Source organism: Luteibacter sp. Sphag1AF (assembly GCF_014192715.1).
Taxonomy (GTDB): Bacteria; Pseudomonadota; Gammaproteobacteria; order Xanthomonadales; family Rhodanobacteraceae; genus Luteibacter.
In genome coordinates this window covers 162,303-183,863 of sequence record NZ_JACHYH010000001.1, presented here as the reverse complement: position 1 = coordinate 183,863, position 21,561 = coordinate 162,303, and the positions used below count along the sequence as shown (strand labels likewise).

At 62.9% G+C, this 21,561-nt stretch carries 10 protein-coding genes; 5 read left to right on the top strand and 5 right to left on the bottom strand.

The genetic code is table 11. The features are described 5' to 3' along the window. The first annotated feature begins 18 nt into the window (after nucleotides 1-18). Entirely contained in the window at nucleotides 19-453 is a 435-nt protein-coding gene (locus FHW69_RS00790; RefSeq protein WP_183421097.1) for a DUF2802 domain-containing protein, read from the top strand. A gap of 136 nt (nucleotides 454-589) precedes the next feature. On the opposite strand, the gene FHW69_RS00785 is transcribed toward FHW69_RS00790, so the two are convergent. From FHW69_RS00785 to FHW69_RS00775, 3 genes are all read right to left on the bottom strand, one after another. Continuing rightward, nucleotides 590-4,342: a translocation/assembly module TamB domain-containing protein gene (locus FHW69_RS00785; RefSeq protein ID WP_183421096.1), complete on the bottom strand. Its 3,753-nt coding sequence runs from the start codon at nucleotides 4,340-4,342 to the stop codon at nucleotides 590-592. A gap of 11 nt (nucleotides 4,343-4,353) precedes the next feature. Beyond that, entirely contained in the window at nucleotides 4,354-6,120 is a 1,767-nt protein-coding gene (locus FHW69_RS00780; protein ID WP_183421095.1) for an autotransporter assembly complex family protein, read from the bottom strand. 170 nt (nucleotides 6,121-6,290) lie between these two features. Beyond that, nucleotides 6,291-8,888: a glycosyltransferase family 2 protein gene (locus FHW69_RS00775; RefSeq protein WP_183421094.1), complete on the bottom strand. Its 2,598-nt coding sequence runs from the start codon at nucleotides 8,886-8,888 to the stop codon at nucleotides 6,291-6,293. A 152-nt stretch (nucleotides 8,889-9,040) separates the two neighbouring features. Here FHW69_RS00775 and FHW69_RS00770 point away from each other — a divergent pair, with 152 nt between their 5' ends. Beyond that, entirely contained in the window at nucleotides 9,041-9,442 is a 402-nt protein-coding gene (locus FHW69_RS00770; protein ID WP_183421093.1) for a VOC family protein, read from the top strand. 56 nt (nucleotides 9,443-9,498) lie between these two features. On the opposite strand, the gene FHW69_RS00765 is transcribed toward FHW69_RS00770, so the two are convergent. Then, nucleotides 9,499-9,966, bottom strand: coding sequence for a Dps family protein (locus FHW69_RS00765; RefSeq protein ID WP_183421092.1), 468 nt, complete (start codon nucleotides 9,964-9,966; stop codon nucleotides 9,499-9,501). A 119-nt stretch (nucleotides 9,967-10,085) separates the two neighbouring features. Between FHW69_RS00765 and hrpA the strand changes: the two genes are divergently transcribed. Together hrpA and FHW69_RS00755 are read left to right on the top strand one after the other, a co-directional pair. After that, nucleotides 10,086-14,123, top strand: a complete 4,038-nt coding sequence (gene hrpA, locus FHW69_RS00760) for an ATP-dependent RNA helicase HrpA (protein ID WP_183421091.1) — start codon at nucleotides 10,086-10,088, stop codon at nucleotides 14,121-14,123. Between the two features lie 22 nt (nucleotides 14,124-14,145). Next, nucleotides 14,146-16,269: a bifunctional (p)ppGpp synthetase/guanosine-3',5'-bis(diphosphate) 3'-pyrophosphohydrolase gene (locus tag FHW69_RS00755; RefSeq protein WP_255494475.1), complete on the top strand. Its 2,124-nt coding sequence runs from the start codon at nucleotides 14,146-14,148 to the stop codon at nucleotides 16,267-16,269. Between the two features lie 35 nt (nucleotides 16,270-16,304). On the opposite strand, the gene FHW69_RS00750 is transcribed toward FHW69_RS00755, so the two are convergent. Then, on the bottom strand, nucleotides 16,305-19,301 hold the full coding sequence (locus FHW69_RS00750; protein ID WP_183421090.1) for a hypothetical protein: 2,997 nt from the start codon (nucleotides 19,299-19,301) through the stop codon (nucleotides 16,305-16,307). 555 nt (nucleotides 19,302-19,856) lie between these two features. Here FHW69_RS00750 and FHW69_RS00745 point away from each other — a divergent pair. Further along, the gene (locus FHW69_RS00745) at nucleotides 19,857-21,545 is read left to right on the top strand and encodes a ShlB/FhaC/HecB family hemolysin secretion/activation protein (RefSeq protein WP_183421089.1); all 1,689 of its coding nucleotides are present in this window, start codon (nucleotides 19,857-19,859) and stop codon (nucleotides 21,543-21,545) included. Nucleotides 21,546-21,561: the final 16 nt, after the last annotated feature.

The following is a 21,561-nucleotide window of genomic DNA, read 5'->3' as shown; positions in this document are numbered from 1 at the left end:
GTCAGCGGGTGATGTTCGTTGGCGCGCATCAATCAGGATCTGCCGGTGGACAACATGCTCGCTTACATTCTTATCGCCCTGGCCGTGTTGCAGATGCTTGGTCTGCTGCTGCTCTGGCGGCGGCTGGGCAAGGCCACTGCATTACCTCACGTGCACGTGCCGGCGGCAGTCGCCGCGCCGCAGGAAGCTGATTCGCGCACCGTCCATGTGGATGAGGCCGCGCTGATCGGCGTGCTGAAGCGCCTTGAGATCCGCCTGGGCGATATCGAAGATCAGGTCCGTCATTCACCCGGCATGCCCAACGAAGTGGGGCACGCAACAGATCGTGCGTACACGCTGGCACAGCGCCTTGCCCGTCAGGGCGCCACGGCACAGCAGATTGCTGAAACCTGCGGCCTGTCGCTGTCGGAAGCCGAACTGCTGCATCGCCTGCACGCGGGCAATCCGTCCTGATGACGGAGAGCGTGGTCAATTCTTGACCACGCTGACGCAAGTATCTGGCCGACAAGGCTGGAAGCAACTTATCCACATGCTTATGCATCGACTATCCACACCGGCTGTGGATAGTTGAGCGCGCTTCCGCGACAGCCTACTTCTCGAAGCGGTAGTTCAGGCTGGCACGGTTGAAGTCGGTGGCGTTTTGCGCCTCGAAGTTCCAGCGGTGGTTGAGCAGGTAGCGCAGGGTGATGACCTGGCCGGGATCGAAAAGACCCACGCCATAGCTCAGGTACAAACGGGGTGACAGGTATTTGCCCACGGTGAACGCCGACGTGCCGCCCAGTGCATCGTTATTGGACACACCAATGTCGTCGACGCCTATCTTCGATCCGACGCTCTTGGCCAGCAGGTCACCCGCCGCAGAGCCCAGTGCCTGCGCAGCCGCCCCCACCATATTGCCTTCGCCGCCCTTCACTTGCGACAGCGGTTTGCCTGTTACCAGATACGAGAGCGCATCGGACTGCTCCATCACCGGATTGGAAAACACGGTCAGAATCGGCCGTTGCGCCGTGCCGGACACATACAGGCCAACTTTCTGGCCTTCATCAACCGTGGCATTGGGATTGAGCGTGCGTGCCGCGCGGATGTTGATGCCGGGGTTGTCGATGGGCGTGCTCGCGAACAGCAACTGGCCCTGCTCGATGCGCAGATCCTGACCGTATGCCTTGTAAGTACCGTCAACGCCGATCTGCCCCTGGCCGGTAGTGACGCGGCCAGGGCGTTCTTTCACATCCAGCGCGCCGGTAATCCGGCCGTCGATGCCGAAGCCCACAAGGTGAACATGCTGGCCGAGGTCCACGCGGATATCGGCAGTCAGTGGTAGCGATTCGGCGGCCTTTTCCTGCTCGTGCTGTTTGTCGTCCACCACTACGACATCCGGCGACGCCTTGGTCGCGCCCGCACCCGGCAGGCGCTCCACGTTGACGTCGGCCATATCGACACTGACCTTACCGGTGACGTTCGTGCCTTCGCCGCTCTGCACCAGCTTGATGTCCGGCGACACCACGGCCTTGGCAGCGGGAATGTCCACCGCAGTGAACTTGTTGCCGGTGATGCCGATCTGCGTGCTGCCGCCTTTGCCCAGCCCTGCATTGCCCGCGATGGTGAGGGTGCCATCGCCAGAGCGGACGGTGCCGTCGATGCGGTAGTTGGCGGCGTCCGACGTGGTGAGGGTGATGCGCCCCTCTTTCAGTTTCAGGCCGGCAGCGGGGACTTCGGCGGCGAATCCACCCAGCGTGGCCTGGCCGGTGATGGCGGGCTGGGCGATGGTGCCGCCCATCTGGAAGCTGCCGTCCAGCGCGCCCTTGACCTCGGCCACGGCACTGGTGAACAGCTCCACGAAAGCGAGGTTTTTCAGATGCACGGAGACGCTGCCACTCAACGCCTGCTGCGCGCCGCTGATGCCGACGTTGCCGTCCAGTGTGCCGCCGTCGTTGAGGCTGGCACGCACGGTGATGCGCTGGCTGGCAGGACTGAGCTGCGCGCTGGCTACCAGATCGTTGTAAACGAGCAGAGGCTGATCCGCGTGATCGGTATAGGCGACCGATCCGTGCGCGGAGGTGATGTTGGCCTGGCCGCTGAGCGCTCCGGCCGCCGTACGCGACACGTTGCCATCACCCTGGATGCTGCCTTCGGCATGCATGGGAAGGTCGGACGAACCGGCTGCCGTGAGGATCATCGCGACAGGGATGTTGCGCAGGCGGTAGTTGCCCTGAAGGTTGCCGGCTTTGTCCTGCTTCGCCGCAATACACACCAGCGGATCGCCGGCTGTGAGGCACAGGTCGCTCATGCTCGCCGCGCCGTTGTTCCATGCCAGTTGACTGGCCGTTTGCAGGCGCCAGCGGGGCAGGCCCTGCACGTCGAGATTCAGCGTGGACAACGTGCCGTTCCAGTTGCCGTCTTTCAGGCTGCCGGACAGGGCGAGGTCCGCCGACAACGGCTTGCCCTTCGCGTCGATGGTGAGCTGGTGGCGTTGCTCGTTGCCGTTGGCGTGAATGGCCACGCTGTCCAAACGCATGCCGGAGGCATCCACGCCTGCGACGTCGATGGCAGCGGTGCCGCCCGGCTTGCTGATGTCGGGAATATTGGCATCGACGCGAAGGCTGGTGAGTTTCTGTCCGGCGTAGTCGATGGCGCTGCCGCGCACGTTGGCCTTTACGGCGAGGGCGGGCCACTTGCCCTGCACGTTGATATCGCCGTCGATGCGTCCGCCTGAATCGGGCAGCCAGTCGCCGAGCGAGGCGATGGCGAGTTTCAGATCCGCGTTGTTGCTGGTGTCGCCGCGTGCATCCAGGTGAATGGTGCTGCCGCCGGAGGCCAGGTCAAGCTGGCCATTGACGATGTTGCCCGGTATCAGGGCAAGGCGTCCGTTGCCGCGCAGTGCGCGCTTGCGCAGCGTGCCGTCGAGCTTGCGCAGATCGAAAGTGCCGGTGGGTTCGTTGTTGACCAGCTTGCCTTCGCTGGAAAGATCCAGATTGAGAGCGCCATTCCAATCCGCCAGCAGCTGGCCGGGGTCGACATTGTTGCCCTGGATATCGAGCTTCCACGCCAGTTGCGGATCAAGGATGAGCGTGCCCCTGGTCTCAAGGCTTCCCTTGGGCTGCTTCAGCGTCAGCGTGTTGAGCGTGATGACCTTGGGTGTTCCATCCACATCCAGTGTGAGGTGCTGCACCTGGCCGGGCGGGCCGATGTCCACGGCACCTTCGGCATGGAACTGGTCGGCGCTGCCGCGCAGGGCCACGCCGCCCGCGCTGGCCAGATCCTGGCCAGCCACGTTCTCGGGAATGAGCACGTCCTTCCAGTCCAGGCGCAGGTCAGCGGAGACGGGCTTCGCATCCAGTTGTACCGTGCCGCGCGCGGTCAGCGCGCCCTGAAACTGCGGCGAACCTGCGGTCAGTTCGTCGATGGTGAGGCGCTTGTACTCGTGATCGAAATTCGCGCGCAGCGGAGCGAGGCGCACGGTGTAATCGTTGAGATCGACCGTGCCGGAGACATCGGCGCCGTAGCGGTTGCCCTTGCCTTCAAGCGCGACGCCCAGCGCAGTGAGCGAACTGTCGCCCAGCAGCGGCTTCGGATTGAAGCGCGGGGCGTCGATGCGTCCGGTCCATGCGAAGTCACCGCTTTGCTCAAGGTTGGCGTCGATCTGAGCCACCATCGGCAGCGTGAGTTCGATCAGTGCTTTTGCGTTCTTGCCATCGCTGTGTGCTTCGATGCTGCCGGCATAGTCCACGCCGGCCACCTTCCATGCGAACGAGGCTTTGCCATCGCCGCTGTAGCCGCGCCCGATGGCCAGCGTGCCGCCGAGGTCCGCGTGACCATCCGGCGCTTTCAGGGAGAGCTGGCGGAATTCGATGCCCTTGCCGGTCCACGAGCCTGCCAGGTCGAGGGAGTTGGACTCGAACAGCGGCTGATTGGCCTGGGTCACTTTCACGTGACCGACGTGTACGCGATCCAGCACCACATCCAGCGGGGGTGACAACGAGAAGGGTGACGACGGTTCGGTGTCCGGCTCGCTCGGTCCAAGCACGACATCGACACCATCCACATTGAGGTCAAGCACGTGCGCGCGCTTGCGCAGCAGTGGCAGGATGCGCAGGTCCAGATGGGCCTTGGCAACCTTCACGTCCATGCCCTTGCCGTCGACGTAGCGCAGACCGGTGATGTCCAGCGGCCCGGCAAGGCTGCCCTCGGCATGCTGCACGGTCAGCGCGCCGTTGGTGAAGGCACTGGCGCGCGCCAGCGCGAAGCGCAGGCCCGCGCCGGTGCCCAGCGCCCACCACGCGAATGACGCAACCAGAACAAGCAGCACGCCCAGCGCAAGCAACCCGCGGAGAAACCATTTCATGCCGGTGCTCCTCACAGGTCGGGCCCGATGACGACGTGCAACTGCACGCCGTGTTCGTTCTTGTCGTGCACTGGCACACCCACGTCCACGCGCACCATGCCGACGGGTGACAGCCAGCGCACACCCAGGCCGGCGCCGATGCGCGGACTGTAGTTGGTGCCGCTGAACGCGTTACCCGCATCCACGAATGCGGCCATGCCCCAGTTCCTGGTGAAGTAGTGTTCCACTTCGGTGCTGGCGACCAGCAGGCTGTCACCGCCGATCACCCGGTCGTACTGGTTGCGCGGGCCGATGCTCTCGAAGCCATAGCCGCGCACCGACTGGTCGCCACCTGCGAAGAAGCGCAACTGAGGGGGCAGGTCGCTGAAATCGTTCGTCCAGGTTTTTCCGGCAGTACCGCGCAGGATGAGGCGGTTGCGGCCCCAGAAGGATTGAATCCATTTGGCATTGGCCACCACTTCGGAGAAGCGTGCATCCGACAGCAGGCTGCCCACGGTGCTGCGCCCCACAATGCTCAACGACCAGCCTTTGCGCACGAAGGTGGGGTTGTCCCCGGATTTGCGCGACAGCGACACTTCCGGATACAGCAGGGTGCTGCGGCCGTGTTCGATGCCGAAGGTGTTGTCCGGTTCGCCACCGCGCTTGCCCACGGTGAAAGTGCCCGACAGCACGTTCACGCCGATAGTGCGCGTCCAGCCGTGCCACAGCCGCGTTTCGTTCGCCACGAGTTGCAGCGTGCGCGATTGCGACGTGGCCGTGTTGGCATCGCGGTAATTGGCGCCGAAGTTGAAGCTGCGCTGGTTGGAGCCGGGCATCGGAATCTGATACAGCGTGGACAGCGTTTGCAGATTCTGCGCAACGACCAGTTCGTTTTTCCATTTATGGCCGCGATCATTCACCCAGCGCTTTTCGATGCCGCCGCGCACGCCCGCACCCGTGTCGGTGCCAAAGAACGGGCCGCCGGTATAGATGGTGCGCTTGGCCGGAGCCAGTTCCACGTCTACATCCACGATGCCGTTCTTCGCCTCGTCGATATCGGGCATGACGTTGACGACGGAGAAGTAGTCCGCGCCGTTGAGCGACTGTTGCAGAAGCAGCAGGTTGTCCTGTGCGAAATAATCGCCGGATTTGAACGGCACGTAGCGGTCGAGGAATTTGTCGCGGAACTGCGCGTTCCTGAAATTGACCTTGCCGAAGCGGTAACGCTGGCCAGCGGTCCAGGCCAGGGAGACGGTCGCTTTCTTCTCCGAACGGTTCACTTCGACCCTGTGAACGGTCAGCTTCGCATCCAGGAAGCCTGTAGCCGTCAGCGCCGCGCTGATCGCGTCGCGTGATGCGTCGTACTGGCCGTCATTGAGCGGCTTGTCTTTCAGTGCTTCGGCGGCACGGATGGCGCGACGTACGCCGGGCACGGCAGCCGCTTCCTTGTCGATGTCCACGGTGACCGAGGACACGACCACGGGCGAGCCGGGTTTCACGTGCAGCGTGACCTGCCAGTTGCCGCCCACCTGTTTGAGGTCGCCCTCGGCGGTGGCTTCGTAATAGCCATAGGGACGCAGCGCGGCCTGCACCTGATCGGGTGCTTTCTCGTACAGCCGCCTTGCCTGTGCGGCAGAAATGTCACGCGATGCGTACTGGCTGAGTTCCACACCTGATACGACGGCGCCCTTCAGGGGCTCGTCCACGCCGTCAACCACAAGCGTGACCCCCGCATGGGCGAGGGCAGGAAGGAAGAACCACGGCAACAGCAGCAGTCCATGGCGTCTGGTTCGGCGCATTGGCGTCCCGTTCCCGTCTCTCGATCCCAATGCCCCGATCGCTCCGGGGCAACAAGCGGAGAAGTTTCCCGCACGAAGCGACAACGCGTGGTGACGAAGTCTGGCCCTAACTTACCCTCAGAACCCCATCCAGGTCACTAGATGGGGTCTCACTACTGACGATGCGTCGATCAACCCGCTTCGTCGCCCGCGCGGTGAGCAATCCATGCGCCGACCAGTGCCGATACATACGGAATGGACTGCGCGGCAAGGATCGACATCCACAGGATGCTCTCCAGATAACGGGTGCCATACGCATACGCCATGCCCGCGACCGCCATTGCCAGCGCGAGGGCCATCAGGCCTTCCTCGCGTACCGGCGCGAACGCCGCGAAGCTGCTTCCGCCCATGCGGCGACTTTTCGCGGTGACCACGAAGGCGGTCTTCTCGCGGGTGAGGCCATGCAGGATGCCGCGTGCGATGGCGTGCGACAGGCCCATGCTGGCCAGCGAGGCCATCAGGGTGTCGCGCCAGCTGCATGGGACACGCGCGCGGTACAGCACCACACCAAAGATGGCCTTGGCGAAGAAGAAGCCGATGACCGGAATCAGGAACAACTGCATGGGCAGGTTGAAATATTCCGGCAGCGCGATCATGCCGGCCGTCCAGAAAATGCCCATCAGCGTGAAGATCAGATGCAGCGCATCGGCAAACCAGCTGAACCACCCGGTGAGGAAGTGGAAGCGCTGGCCCGCACTCAGCGGGCCGCGGCGGGTCATCCAGTGCCAGCGACCCTTCAGGATCTGCATGGCGCCAAACGCCCAGCGATAACGCTGGCTCTTGTATGCCTTGAAGTCGGCAGGGGTAAGGCCCTTGCCCATCAGTTCGTCCACGTACACCAGCTCGTAGCCGGCGTGCATGAGGCGCAGGCCCAGTTCGGCATCTTCGCAGATGGTCCATTCGGACCAGCCGCCGGTGCCTTCCAGCGCCGAGCGGCGGACCATGGTCATCGTGCCGTGCTGAATGATGGCGTTGCGTTCGTTGCGGTGGTGCATGCCGATGCGGAAGAAGCCGTCGTATTCCCAGGCGGTCATGCGGCGGAACTTGTTGCGCTCGAAATCGCGGTGCGCCTGCGGGCACTGCACCACGGCCACCTTGCTGTCGTGGAAATAGCCGGTCAGCGTCGACAGCCAGTCTTCGCGCACCACGTAGTCGGCGTCGATGACCGCCACCACTTCGGCACGCGGATCGGTTGCGGTGAGGCCGAAGTTGAGCGCGCCGGCCTTGTAGCCGGGCCACGGTTCCAGATGGAAGAAGCGGAAACGCTCGCCCAACTGCTGGCAATAGGCTTCCACCGGCTTCCACACGTCCGGGTCTTTGGTGTTGTTGTCCAGCACCAGCACTTCGAAATTCGCGTATTCCAGGCGAGCCAGCGAGTCCAGCGTGATCATCACCATCTCGGGCGGCTCGTTGTGGCAGGCCAGGTGAATCGACACAAAAGGCTGGCGCTCGGGCGGATCGGGCGTGAGCATTTCCGCATGGCGAATCCAGCTGCGGCGCCAAAGCACCTCGGTGAACTCGAACGCATTGATGAGCAGGATGGCCAGAATGGCGATCTGCGCCGGGAACAGCAGGATCAGCATCGCCCAGTCGAACGGGCTGAGGTAGAAATTGAAGGGCAGGGTGGCCGACCAGACGATGAGGCCGCACGACAGCTGGATCATGGCCAGCATGAACAGCCGTCCCATCAGCTTGAAGCGGCTGAAGCGGGTGGCGAACCAAAGCATCGGCACGAAGGCCAGCGCGGCAGCGGCCAACGCCTTCCAGGGCCAGCTCACATCTTCGGTGACCGGGCCGGTCAGCGGGAATTTCAGCTGGCGGTCGGCATTGAACATGCCCCAGTAGGCACCGGTGCGGCCTTCGCCGAGGTTTTCCTTCCACGGCTGGTCGAAGGCTTCCAGGACGTAGTAGTCGATGTTGTCCCGGCGCGCGGCATTGAACCAGTCGCGCAGGAAAATCGCCTCGTTGGAGACGTTGGGGTAGGCGTACTGGAAGCGGTCACCGTTGGAGGGCCAGCCAATTTCGCCCACCACGACGTGCTTGCCCGGGAAACGCTCGCGCAGTGAGTTGTAGCTTCCGAGCGAGTCGTTCAGCGCTGATCGGCGGTCGATACCGTTCCAGTAGGGGAACAGATGGACGGTGATGAAGTCGACGTGGTCGGCCAGTTCCGGGTATTCAAACCAGATGTAGGACGGCTCGGCCACCGACACGGGCTGGCGCACGGCCGCGCGCACGCGGTCGAGGTACGCCATCACCTGCTCCGGTGACAGGTCGCCACGGAACAGCACTTCGTTGCCGACGATCACGCGGGTGATCGTCTCGGGGAAGCGGTTGGCCTGCGCGATCAGCGCTTCGATCTCGCGCTCGTTGTTGTCGATGCGCCGGTCGATCAGCGCACCGGCCAGCACGTCCATGTGTTCCTGCTGAGCCAGCCGGAACACCTGGGGGTTCTCCAGCATCGAGTAGGTACGGATGCGCGGCGAATACTGCCGGACCAGCTTCAGGTCGGACGTCAGTTCCGGGTCGGAAGTGATGTCGCCCTTCATCGGGCTCTGGTAACGCTGGTACGCGGAGAAGGCGAAACCGCCAATCTGCCCCTTCCAGGGATCGGGTCCATTCGGCATGTTGCCGAGGAACCACAGCCCGAAATTCAGCCCCGCAACGACCAGCGCAAGCAGTAGCGCTACGAAAACGGGGTGGCGGGTGTCGGTCGTGGTGGAAGCGCTCAAAACAATCCCCGGACCTTCTGGCCCCCAAAGAAACGATGATCTAACCCGCCGAGCTTAACGAACGGGCGCAGCAGGCTCAACGCATTGCAGCATGGATAGTCAGGCTCAACTCATAGAGGCACAATCCCCGGCGTTATTGAAGGGGAGTGAACATGGCGGTATCGGGTGGCAATCGGCTGGGCAGGATCGTTCTGCTCGTGCGCGACTATGACGAGGCGGAAACCTTCTATGCGGGGGCGCTGGGGTTCGCCGTGCTGCACGATTCGTCGGCGCAAGGGCAGCGTTTCCTTCATCTGGGCCTGCCAGCCCAGGACGCTTCCGGCGGCGTGGGCCTGTGGCTGCTGCAACCGCTGCCGGGCCAGGAGGACCTGATTGGCCGCCAGGCAGGCGGGCAGCCCCTGATGGTCATCTACGTGGACGACTGCGACGCGGCCGTGTCGCGTTTCGTGGCACAGGGCGGCACCGTACGCCTTCCGCCGCGCGGTGAGGGCGAGGCGCGGTTCGCGCATGTGCTTGATCTTTACGGAAATGAACTGGTGCTCGTGGCGTTCTGAGGCACAAAAAAGGGTGGAGACCCATGGCCTCCACCCTTTTTTGCCCCGGAAGCGGCTTACTTGAGCAGCGAGCGCAGCATCCAGGCGGTCTTTTCGTGTTCTTTCAGGCGGCCGGTGACCATATCGGCCGTACCCTCGTCGCCTGCCTCGTCGGAGGCCTTGATCGTGTCGCGGGCTGTGGCGGCGGCGATTTCGTGGCCTTCCACCAGCTGGGCCACCATGTCCTTCCACTCCGGCACGCCGGTTTCTTCCTTGATCGAGGTCAGCTTGCCGAACTGGCTGTAGGAGCCCGGGGCGAAGATGTCCAGGATGCGGATGCGCTCGGCCACTTCGTCGGCGGCGGTCCACAGGGCGTTGTACTGGACCTCGAACATGGTGTGCAGGCTGTTGAACTGCGGCCCGGTCACGTTCCAGTGGAAGCTGTGGGTCTTCAGGTACAGCGAATAGGTGTCGGCGAGCAGCTTGGACAGGTGCTTGGCGACCGCCTCGCGGTCCTTCTTCGCAATACCGATATCAATGGCCATCGTGCTTGTCTCCTTGAAGTGTCCTGAACGTCTGTCATTGAGGTTATAGCTGACGCAGGGAGCTTGGAAATGAAACGTTCCAATCCAATAGATAGGCTCAGGCTATCATTTGCGGTTCCATGAGTCCGTCCACAACCCCCTCCCAGTCGTCTTCGCCCGATCCGCGGCTTCGTGCCCTGCGGAACGATCTGTCACGCGTCAGCAGTCGGGACTACGGCCGCCTGCTGGGCCGGTTGGGCTCGCTGTCCCGCAAAGGTGTGGACTCCGGGCGCATTGATGCCCTGGAAAGCGAGATCCGCGCCTCCATGGCCCGACGCGCCGCTCGGGTGGCCGCCAAGCCACCGATCCGGCTGGACGAGTCGCTGCCCATCACGGCGCGTGCCGACGACATCATCAAGCTGATTCGCGAGAACCAGGTCGTGGTGATCGCGGGTGAGACGGGCTCGGGCAAGACGACCCAATTGCCCAAACTGTGCCTTGCGGCAGGGCGGGGCGAGGCCGGGCTGATCGGCTGTACCCAGCCGCGTCGCCTGGCGGCACGCTCGGTGGCGACGCGTGTGGCCGAGGAACTGGGCACCCCCGTCGGGGACAAGGTCGGCTTCCAGGTCCGTTTCACGGAGAAAGTCTCCGAGCAGGCGCTGGTCAAGTTCATGACCGACGGCATCCTGCTGGCGGAAACCCAGTCCGATCCCTGGCTGTCGGCCTACGACACGATCATCATCGACGAGGCGCACGAGCGCAGCCTCAACATCGACTTTTTGCTGGGCTACCTGAAGCGCCTGGCCGTTCGTCGCCCTGATCTGAAGATCATCGTGACCTCGGCCACCATCGACACCGGCCGTTTTGCCGAGCATTTCGCCGACGCGCCCATCGTGGCCGTGGAAGGGCGCACCTATCCGGTGGAAGTGCGCTGGCGACCACCCGGCGAGCGCGGCGAAGGCAACCTCGCGGTGCAGATTGCCGACACGCTGGACGAAATTACCCGTGAGGACCCACGCGGCGACGTGCTGATCTTCCTTCCCGGCGAGCGCGAAATCCGTGACGCGCATCTGTTGCTGTCTCGGCGCCAGTATCGGGAAACGGAAATCCTGCCGCTTTACGCGCGGCTTTCGGCCAACGATCAGGACCGCGTCTTCAAGCCGGGCCCGAAACGCCGCGTCGTGCTGGCCACCAACGTGGCCGAAACGTCGCTGACCGTGCCACGCATCCGCTACGTGGTGGACTCAGGCACCGCGCGCGTCAAACGCTACAGCCAGCGCAGCCAGCTTGAACGCCTGCACGTGGAGCCGATCTCCCAGGCTGCCGCCAACCAGCGAAAAGGCCGCTGTGGCCGCGTGGGTCCGGGCATTTGCTATCGCCTGTTCGACGAGGCCGATTTCGTCACCCGCCCGGAATACACCGATCCGGAACTGCTGCGCTCGTCGCTCGCCAACGTCATTCTGCGGATGCTGGCGCTCGACCTGGGCGAAGTAGAAGACTTCCCGTTCCTCGACGCACCCGATCCGCGCGTGGTCGCCGACGGCTATCGCCGCCTCGCGGAAATCGGCGCGATTGATGACGCGCGGCGCCTTACCGAGATCGGCCGCACCGTGGCGCGTCTGCCCATCGACGTGCAGCTGGCGCGCATGCTGGTGGAATCGCGGCGACTGCATTGCCTGCGCGAAGCCATCACCATCGTGGCCTTCCTCAGCATTCAGGACCCGCGCGAACGTCCGCCCGAATCACGCGGGCAGGCGGATGCCGCGCACGCACAGTTTGCCGATCCGAAATCCGATTTCGTGGGCGTGCTCAACCTGTGGAAGGCGTATCACGACACCTCCGAAGAATTGACCCAGGCCAAGCTGCGTGACTGGTGCTCGCGGCACTTCCTGAGCTTCATGCGCATGCGCGAATGGCGCGAACTGCACCGGCAGATCGTGCTGGTGACGCGCGATATCGGCTGGGAAAGCGATGCCGCAGTCAGCGCGCCTGCGGTGACCGGACAGACCCGTCCGGTGAATGTCACGGGTGATTCGGGTCAGCGCAAGCGCCGTCGCCGTGGTGGAAGTGCGAAAGCCGACGCCGCGGCGCCCGTCATCGCCGCGCCTGCACAGGCGGCCGTCAAGCCGGGTGACGAGGCAGATGCGCGGTTTGAAGCCGTGCATCGCAGCCTGCTCGCCGGCATGCCCACGCAGGTGGGGCACAAGGATGAGAAGGGCGTATATCGCGGCACCCGCGAGCGTCGCTTCCAGGTGTTTCCTGGCTCGGCGCTTTCCAAGGCGCCGCCTGCGTGGGTGTTCTCAGCCCAGATCATTGATATCGGCGGTCGCGTGTGGGCCATGATGTGCGCGCGCATTGATCCGTCGTGGATCGAATCACAGGCAGCGCATCTGGTGCGCGCCGCCGCGCGCGATGCGCACTGGTCGCGCAAGCGCGGGGCCGTGGTCGCTTACGAACAGGTCTCGCTGTTCGGCCTCATTCTCGTGGAACGTCGCCCGGTTACCTTCCATCGGCAGGACCCGAAAGCGGCGCACGACATCTTCGTGCGCGAAGCGCTGATCCGTTGCGAAATCGACGCGCGCGCCGATTTCGTGCGCGCCAATGCACGCGTGCTCGAACAGGCGCACGAGATCGAAGCCAAGCAGCGCCGTGCCGGCCTGTTGCGTGGTGATGACGAGCTGGCCGCGTTCTTTGATGGCAAGTTGCCCGCAGACATCTCCGACTCCCGCGCGCTGGATGCGTGGTATCGCAAGGCGCCGCCCGGTGAGCAGGCCGCGCTTCGCTGGTCGCTGGCCGACATCATGGACAGCGGCGCCGGTCTCGATCCGCACGCGTTTCCCGCGTCGCTGGACATGGGCCAGCATCGCTACCGGCTGGAATACCGATTCGTTCCGGGTGATCCGGCCGATGGCGTCACCATGAATGTTCCCCTGGCCTTCCTCAACGCGGTGCCCGCCGAGCGCTGCGAGTGGCTGGTGGCCGGTCTGCTTCAGGAAAAGGTCGCCGAGTTGATTCGTGGCTTGCCCAAGGCGCTACGTCGCAACTTCGTGCCCGCCCCGGATTTTGCGCGCGCCTTCGTGGAAGCGCAGGCGCCGCGCGACGAATCGCTGACCGCAGCGCTTGCCGCGTTCCTCAAGCGTACGACGGGCGTCGCGATTGACGCGGCGGCTTTCGCGGACGTGGAACTGCCGCCTCATTTCCTGATGCGCTTTCGTGTGCACGACGAGAACGGCCGCACGATAGCCGAGGGTCGTGATCTGCTCGCCATTCGTGCGCACTGGGAAGGCAAGGCGCGCGAAGCGTTTTCGCGCAAGACCGACATCGAACTGACCCGTGAAGACATCGTCAGCTGGGATTTCGAGTCCATCCCGCGCGAGGTGCGCTCCGACGGTGGCCTCACCGCGTGGCCGGCGCTGGTAGACCTGGGCGAAGCCGTGGCCTTGCGCGTATTCGAGCGTGAAGACGAAGCGCGCGAGGCGCATGTGGGCGGCGTGGAGCGTCTGCTGCGACAGGCCCTGGCGCCCGACTTCAAGCGTGCTCGCCGCCAGTTGCCCATCGCCAATCCGCTTTCCCTCAAATATGCCCCGATGGGCAGCGTGGATGGTCTTCGCGACGATCTGGTGGAAGGGGGCTTTGCCGACCTGATCGCGGATCGCCGTCTGGACGCCCGCACGCAGGGCGAGTTCGAGGCCCTGCGCGTCGAATTGTCGCGGGAGCTTTTTGGCGCGGCGGTTGCGCGCCTGAAGCTGGCCGAGCCCATCATCGAGGCGCAGGCCGAGCTCAAGCCGTGGATGCAGCCGCCGTTGCTGGGTTTCGCCAAGGCCAGCTATGACGACCTGCGCGAACAGCTTGATGCGCTTCTGCTGCCCGGATTCCTTCGCGAGCTGCCGAATACGCGCCTCGCCCATCTCCCGCGCTACCTGAAGGCCATGAAGCTTCGCGCCGAGCGCCTGCGTCAGGACCCGGCCCGCGATCAGTCGCGTATGCTGCAAGTGCTGCCGTACTGGCGTGCGCTGCTTCATGCCGGCGGGACGGCGCCGGATGCCGATGCCTGGCACGAGCTGCGCTGGTTGCTGGAAGAGTGGCGTGTGTCGCTGTACGCGCAGGAACTGAAGACCGCAGAACCGGTCTCTGCCAAGCGCCTGGCCCGCGCGCTGGAAGTGGCGCAGGCAGGCTGAAATCAATGAACGGGAACGTGTGATGGCAAGCGGTGGCGCGACAACGCCGGAGTCGGCAAAGGGCCGGACGGGCAGCGAGAGCATGCCCCTGACGGCGCGTGCGCGCGAGGCCGCCCTGCCGCTTCCCGTGAACGTGCGTGCTGAAACCGAAACAGTCATCGAACTGTTGCAGCTTCTGGGCTGCGACGACGAAACCTGCGCGTCGGCTCTCTGGTTTGCTCTGGTGCGTGATTCCACGGACGCCTGGGCGCTGCATTCGCCGACGTGGTCGCCCTCGCTGCGCCGGTTGGTCGATGGGCAGCGCGAAGCAGAAAAAGTGTGGGCGCTGCATGCGCAAAAGGGCCCCGCAGGCGCGGAAGGCCTGCGTCGCCTTCTGCTGGCCATCATTCGTGACCTGCGCGTGGTGTTCGTGTTGTTGGCCCGCCAGCTGGCGGCCATGCGTGCCGGCATGTCGCTGGCCGATGCCGACCGGCGCGAACTGGCCCAGCTGACCTCGGACATCCATGCGCCGCTGGCCAATCGCCTGGGTATCTGGCAGTTGAAGTGGGAACTGGAAGATCTGGCGTTCCGCTATCTGCAACCGGATACCTACCGACGCATCGCCCGTCTTCTGGACGAGCGCCGCGCCGACCGCGAGATATTCATCGCCGCCTGTCTCGATGATCTGCAAAGCGCGCTGTCGGGCGCGGGCATCGAAGCGCAGCTGGCGGGGCGTCCGAAGCACATCTATTCCATCTGGAAAAAGATGAAGCGCAAGGACCTGGAATTCTCCGACCTCTACGACATACGCGCGGTACGCATCCTGGTCAGCAATGTGGCCGACTGCTACGCGTCGCTGGGCATGGTGCACAGCCTGTGGCCGCACCTTCCCGGCGAGTTCGATGATTACGTGGCCCGCCCCAAGGGCAACGGCTATCAATCGCTGCACACGGCGGTAATCGGCCCGCAGGGCAAGACGCTGGAAGTGCAGATCCGCACGCACGACATGCATCGCGCCAACGAACTGGGCGTGGCGGCGCACTGGCGCTACAAGGAGGGCGGCGGTGCCGATGCCGAGTTCGAGGCCAAGATTGCGTGGATGCGCAAGCTGCTGGAACCGCGCGGCGAAGACGAGGCCGAACTGGCTGCGGAATTCCACACCGAACTGATGGAAGACCGCGTCTACGTGCTGACGCCCAAGGGTGAAGTGATCGACATGCCGCGCGGAGCTACCGTGCTGGATTTCGCGTATCACATCCATACCGAGGTCGGGCATCGTTGCCGCGGCGCCAAGATCAACGGGCGCATCGCCACGCTGACGGCACAGCCGAGCAGTGGTGATCGCGTGGAAATCCTGACCACCAAGGTGTCCGAGCCCAGCCGCGACTGGCTGTCGGCCCACCACGGTTATCTCAACACCACGCGGGCGCGCGAAAAAGTGCGCGCGTGGTTCCGTCGCGAAGCGCATGACGCCAACGTCATCGCGGGCCGCACGGCGCTGGAGCGCGAACTGCGTCGTCTCGCCCTGGACGATGTGGACCCGGCCAAACTCTGCACCCACTTCCGCCTGCGCACGCAGGACGAACTGTTCATCGCCATTGCACTGGGCGAAGTCACGCTTGGCCAGGTAGCGCGCTCATTGCAGGAGCCGGTCGAGCCGGAGATCACCCAATCCGGCTCGCCGGTAGCATCGCGCGCGGCGCAGCACGACCGTGGCGCGTTGAGCATCGAGGGCGTCGGCAATTTGCTGACCACGCTGGCGCGCTGCTGCCAGCCCTTGCCGGGCGATCCGGTACGCGGGTTCATCACCCGCGGTCGTGGTGTGTCCGTGCATCGTGGCGATTGCGCCAGCCTGGAACGTCTGGCGCGCCGCAGCCCGGAACGCGTGATCGACGTGAGCTGGGGTCGCGTTGAAGTGCAGGCGTACGAGATCGACATCGAGCTTCGCGGTTACGACCGCAAGGGCCTGCAGAAAGACGTGACCAACACGATCAGCAACTCGGGTCCGCACATCGTGGCGTCTTCCAGCCGCGTGCACGTACGCACGGCGGAAGTGGAAATGCGCTTTACGCTTCGCGTGAAGGATTACGAGCAATTGTCCACGTTGCTCGGCCGGCTCAACGCATTGCCCAACGTGATCGACGCGCGCCGGCTTGGCGGCCGCTGAGTCGTTCGCAGCATCGCGAACGACTCAGCGGTGAGTTACGTGATTTCCCGCAGCGTCAGAGACTGGATCTCGTAATTGGTAGCACTCATCCCTCCGCCCAGATAGCAGAACATCCAGATGCGAACTGAATCGGATGGTGCAACAAAATTAAGGGAAATCTGTTGCCACGTGCTATTGGCTATGGGAGTTCTTGGACTACCCAAGCCTATGCCGCCATTCTCAACGCCCAGTTTAAGCAACGTACTTCCGCTGTTGCTAAATCTCCGAATCGAGACGGAAAGCTGATAGCTCGCTCCTTTTTTTAATTGTTGTTGTTTTTCAAGGGTCAAGAATCCGGCATATTCTGTTGGGTTGAAATATCCTGCTACATTGGATTTGTTTCTCAGAACCATGATGCCATCGTCAGCTTTGACGATGGACAAATTCTGTGGTCCCAGAACAGGCGATATCCAGCCATTGAGATCCTGCTCAGCAAGATTTGTACTTTCAATGAATATTTTTTTGATGGTCAATAAAAGCGCCGGAAATTCCTGAGCTTGCTCAGCGGCCTGGTTTTCCAGCCAGGTGACCGTACAGTTGATTATCAGTCTTGAGTTGCCGGGTAGACTGGACAGAAAATTACGAGGCAAAGGCTCCTGTAACCCCTGGGCAGCCTGTTCTGCCGTCAACGCACGTTGGTCAAGCAACACGGCGCTTTGTTTCTGACCGTCGGGAGTGGTGGCCGTAGCCGTTAGCGAGACGATCTGCCCTGCGGCAATAAACGGCCAGCGCTTTACTACGACAGTGGCGTTGTCCCTTACGGTGTCCAGATCCAGCACGTTACTGTCTTTGGCCTCAATCAATTGAGGTGTGGGTAGAAAGGCGCTGTCGATTTTTTGTATCTGCAAGGATAGGGCGGCTGAGCGTACAACCTGTTCTCCACGCATCCAGTCATAGGAAATGGCGATCGAACGATTGATCGCTGCCAGAACGTTTGCTTTGGGAACGCTGAAGTACACGGCCCCGGCATCACTTCCGGTGATGGATGGATCGAGCGCCTTACCGTCGATATTGACTTGCAGGGTATCGAGTACAGACATGCCCGGATAACTGATCTTGACGGTCATGCCACTTTGCGCGAGTAACGGATCGAACTTTCCGTCCACCGCCGCTTCTACTGCCGGTGCCGGCAACGACGTGGGTGGCAGGACGTCGACTTGCAAGTGATATATGGCCGACCAGCGCTTTTTGCCTTCCTTGCTTTCTACCCGATAACGTATCTCGACATCTTCGCCTTTGCTGGCGCCGATGATGTTCGCGGGGATCAGAACGTTCAGCGGCTTTTTCGGGTCATTTACGCTCACGGTATCGGAGAACTGGCTGGTGGCACTCTGGCCCCGAAACTGGACTACGACAATGTCGTCTACAGACATATCGGGGTATGGCGCGATCTGAACCGCAACGCTGGTTCGGATCTTTTTTGAATCCAGGACATTATTGTTTGCAAGGGGAACGGAGGGCGCAGGCAGTTCCTCGCGCGCGTCGCTCACCAGCAGGGTCAGGATGTCAGAGTCGAGCAGAGCCGGTACGCCTTTCTTACGCACGTCGTAGCATACGTCCAGTTCACCGGCGAGGTCCGGGATATCGACGCTGTAGGTAATGAAGGCATCGTCGTCGGTGCCCTTGAGAATGGAGCGGCTAACGCTCAGTGTGGATTCCCAGGCGAATGGATTGCCGTCTTCGAATTGCCCGTCGAGGTAGAACGTGACGAGGTCGCCAATAGCTGCATTCGAGTAGCGCGGGACACATATCTGGATCTCACGAAGCGAAGGGTCCAGCACACCCAATGGGCCCTCTACGACGGTCGGCGCGGCCAGGTAGACCGGGATTCCGATGACGTCCAGGGTGGTGGGCAAGGATCTGGCCACTTCCGCACCTTTGCGCAGCAGGACGTAAGTGATGTTGGCCCGGGCACCGCCAATGGCTGCTGCCTGATCGTAGGGCACTTTGAATGTGTATTCGAAGGCCAGTTTATCTATGACCTGAGCTGTGGGCTGGATAAGTCCGGAGTTGCCCAGCGTGTCGCTCCATGCCCAGTTGACCTGCAAGGTGTCGTCGGGCTTGAAGCCTGGCCGAGAGGCCCAGACGTGCACCAGGATGTCGTCGCCTTCCAGCGCTTCCAGTTCCACGCGATCAACGGGGGTTTCGTCGTCGAGGGTAACGTAGGCTGGATCTCGCAGGTTGTCCTCGCTATCGGCAGTACTCAGGTCAACCTCAACGATGGCCTTGTCCGAGTACTTTTCCGAGAGATTCTGGACTTCGTCCACAATCTGATAAACCACTTCGATCTTGCCACTTCCGGCGCTGCGCACCGTGGCATCGTCGACCTGTATCACAACGGGATTACCGACCTCGCTGGCGTTCACCTTGCGCGAAATCGTGCACTGGCCCCAACTCAGGATGATCAGGTCGTTGACCCGCATGTTCGGGTAGGGAGCAATTTCCAGGTCGAGCACTTTTGGTAGAGATTGCCCCTGCAAGATCGCCGGGACGTTTTTCGGTTTGGACAGTTCCGAGTGCCAGGGCTCATTGGGGCGGCGATCTGGGCCACCTGGCAGGGTGCGTTTGTAGAAGGTGGTCAACTTGTGCGATGGAGCCGCTTTGGACTTGATGGTGTAGTACAACTCACCGAAGCCTTCCACAGCCTTGTTTGCTGCCACCAGGATCGTCGTGTAGCTTTTGCTGTTGGCAAACGAGCTGCCTGCCAGGATGGGAGTTTTCCCTTTTGCCCCCCAGTACAGACTGATGAGAGTGAGCGGCTTCAAGGCGGGATTGAAAGGTACGATCACTTTCAACGTCTGTTTCTGTATGGCCGGATCAAGCAGGCTACGGTTGATGCCGATATCGGCACCTTCGACGGGGCCGACGAAGCCGGATACGTATACTGGCCGCAGCTCATCCTCAGCCAGCGTGAATTGCCTGTAAAAGGCGTCCATTTTGTTTTCGAGGGTGACAGGTTCCTGCGTGTTGCCATTCATGTCCGTCTGAGTCATGACACGCCTCTGCTCCGTGTGGGTTACGTTAATCCCCGCGTTGCACGTTCAATGGGCACTCGGCCATTAAAGAGCCTTCAACCCTGAGTCGAGTTGTTGAATCTTCTCGACGCAATGAAAAAAAGCAGACGCGTGATCATTCAGGTCGAACCTTGATCCTACTCAGCGCATGACACGATGCCACTCGGCCATCGGTTGTAGGCGCTGATGTAATGACCTGTTGAAATCCTGCTCAGGTGTTGCGCGCACAGAAGATCTGGCGCAAGCCATCTAGCTTCGCGCTTTGCCGTGATCGGTGCTGTATTTGATTTCGCGCAGGTCAGCCCGGGCCAGCGACAGCGTTGCGGACTGAACGTCGGCACCAGAAACACCACGAGCCGCGTCGGCAGGACCCCTTACGAGCAAGCCCTCTCCCATGCAAGTCCGCTGCGCGGACTCACGCGGCGATCGGAATATTGGTGCGCATTTTCAGATTTGTCGCGTATTTTCGATAACGAATACACGTCATCTTAGGCGTCGTCGGCGGGGAGCCGGGGAAGTCATAGGACATCAGGGATGAATAGTTTCATGGCGCTGCCGAGACGGCGTCAGTATGTGCGACGTCTTGCCGTGGCGTCGGCCGCGTTGTGGCTGGTGTGTCCGGCCGTAGCGCAAACCACACTGGACAGGCAGGAGCAACGCGAACGCGCGCAGCGTGAGGCTGAAGCGCGTTCCGGGCAGCGCGAGGCGCCGGACGTACGGCTGGGTTCGTCCCTGCCGCCTGTGTTCCGTACCGGCCTGCCTGTGGAAGCGCATTGCGTACGCATTGACACCCTTCGCCTGGAAGGTGCCCACGCGGATACCTTCCGGTTCGTCCAGCGCTATCTGGATCAGTACCAGGGGCGATGTCTCGGCGCGAGTGGCATACAGACGATACGTGCGCGCGCGGCGGCCATCCTGGCGGACGCGGGCTACGTCACCACGCGAGTGGCACTTCCGGAGCAGGCGGTGGGGCCGGGCGTGCTGCGCTTCCAGTTGCTGCCCGGGACCATCGGTCGCATACGCGCGGCGGACTCATCGTGGCGTACCGCGTTTCCCCTTCGCGAAGGAGACGTGCTGAATCTGCGCGACATCGAGCAGGGACTGGAGCAGCTGAAGCGTCTGGCGTCGCAGGATGCCAATGTGGATATTGCGCCCGGACAACAGGCCGGCGAGTCCGATCTCGTCCTCACGATTCAGCGTGGAAGGCCATGGCATGCGGTGGCCACGCTGGACGACACCGGCTCGCGATCCACCGGCCGGCTACAGGCGGGCGTCAACCTGTCCATGGACAACCTGCTGCGCCTGAATGACCTCTTCTCGCTGGGGCTGAATCGCAACGTTCCCGCCAGCGCGGGCCATGGCACAAGCGGCATGAGCATGAGCTACAGCGTTCCGAAGGGCTATTGGCTCTTCTCGGTGGCCCTGTATGACTACGCCTATCGCCAGACCATTACCGGCTACCTGCAATCCTTCCAGTCGCGCGGCAAGTCACGCACGGCCGACCTCACGATACAGCGTGTGGTCCATCGGGGAAGTCATGGCCGATCCGCCATCGAGTTCCGTGTGGGCAAACGCTGGGCGCACAGTTTCATCGAAGACGTCGAGCTGATCACGCAGCGTCGCCACGTCACCACGGCGGAGGTGGCCTTCGTGCAACGGCAGGATCTGGGTCATGCCCGGCTTGACCTGCGTCTGGCGCGGCGGCACGGCGTGTCCTGGTTGGGTGGCCAGCGCGACGCACCAGGCCTTGCGCCCAACGCGCCCCGTTTCGGCTATCACCTGAACATTCTGGACGCCTCGCTCACGGTGCCGTTTCGCATGGGGCGCCTGTCGGCGCAATGGACGAGCGACCTGCGTGCGCAACGCAGTGCCGGCACGCTCTATGGCTCGGAGTTCATCGCCATCGGCGGGCGATACACGGTGCGCGGCTTCGATGGCGAGCAGACGCTCGCTGGCGAACGGGGCTGGTACTGGCGCAACACGTTGACACTGCCGCTGGGCGCCCTGCCTGCGGCTGTCTACTTCGGCTTCGATACCGGCCATATCGGCGGCCCCAGCACACCCTTCGATACCCCCAAGAGCCTGAGCGGCAGCTTTGTCGGCGTGCGCGCCAGCGCAGGGCGTTTCGGCCTGGATGCGTTCGCCGGATGGGCCTGGCGGGGTGCGCGCGCCCTGGACTCCATGCGCCCGGCCACCGGCTTTCAGCTCACGTATCAGCTCTGACTCCTCTTTCGGAAAC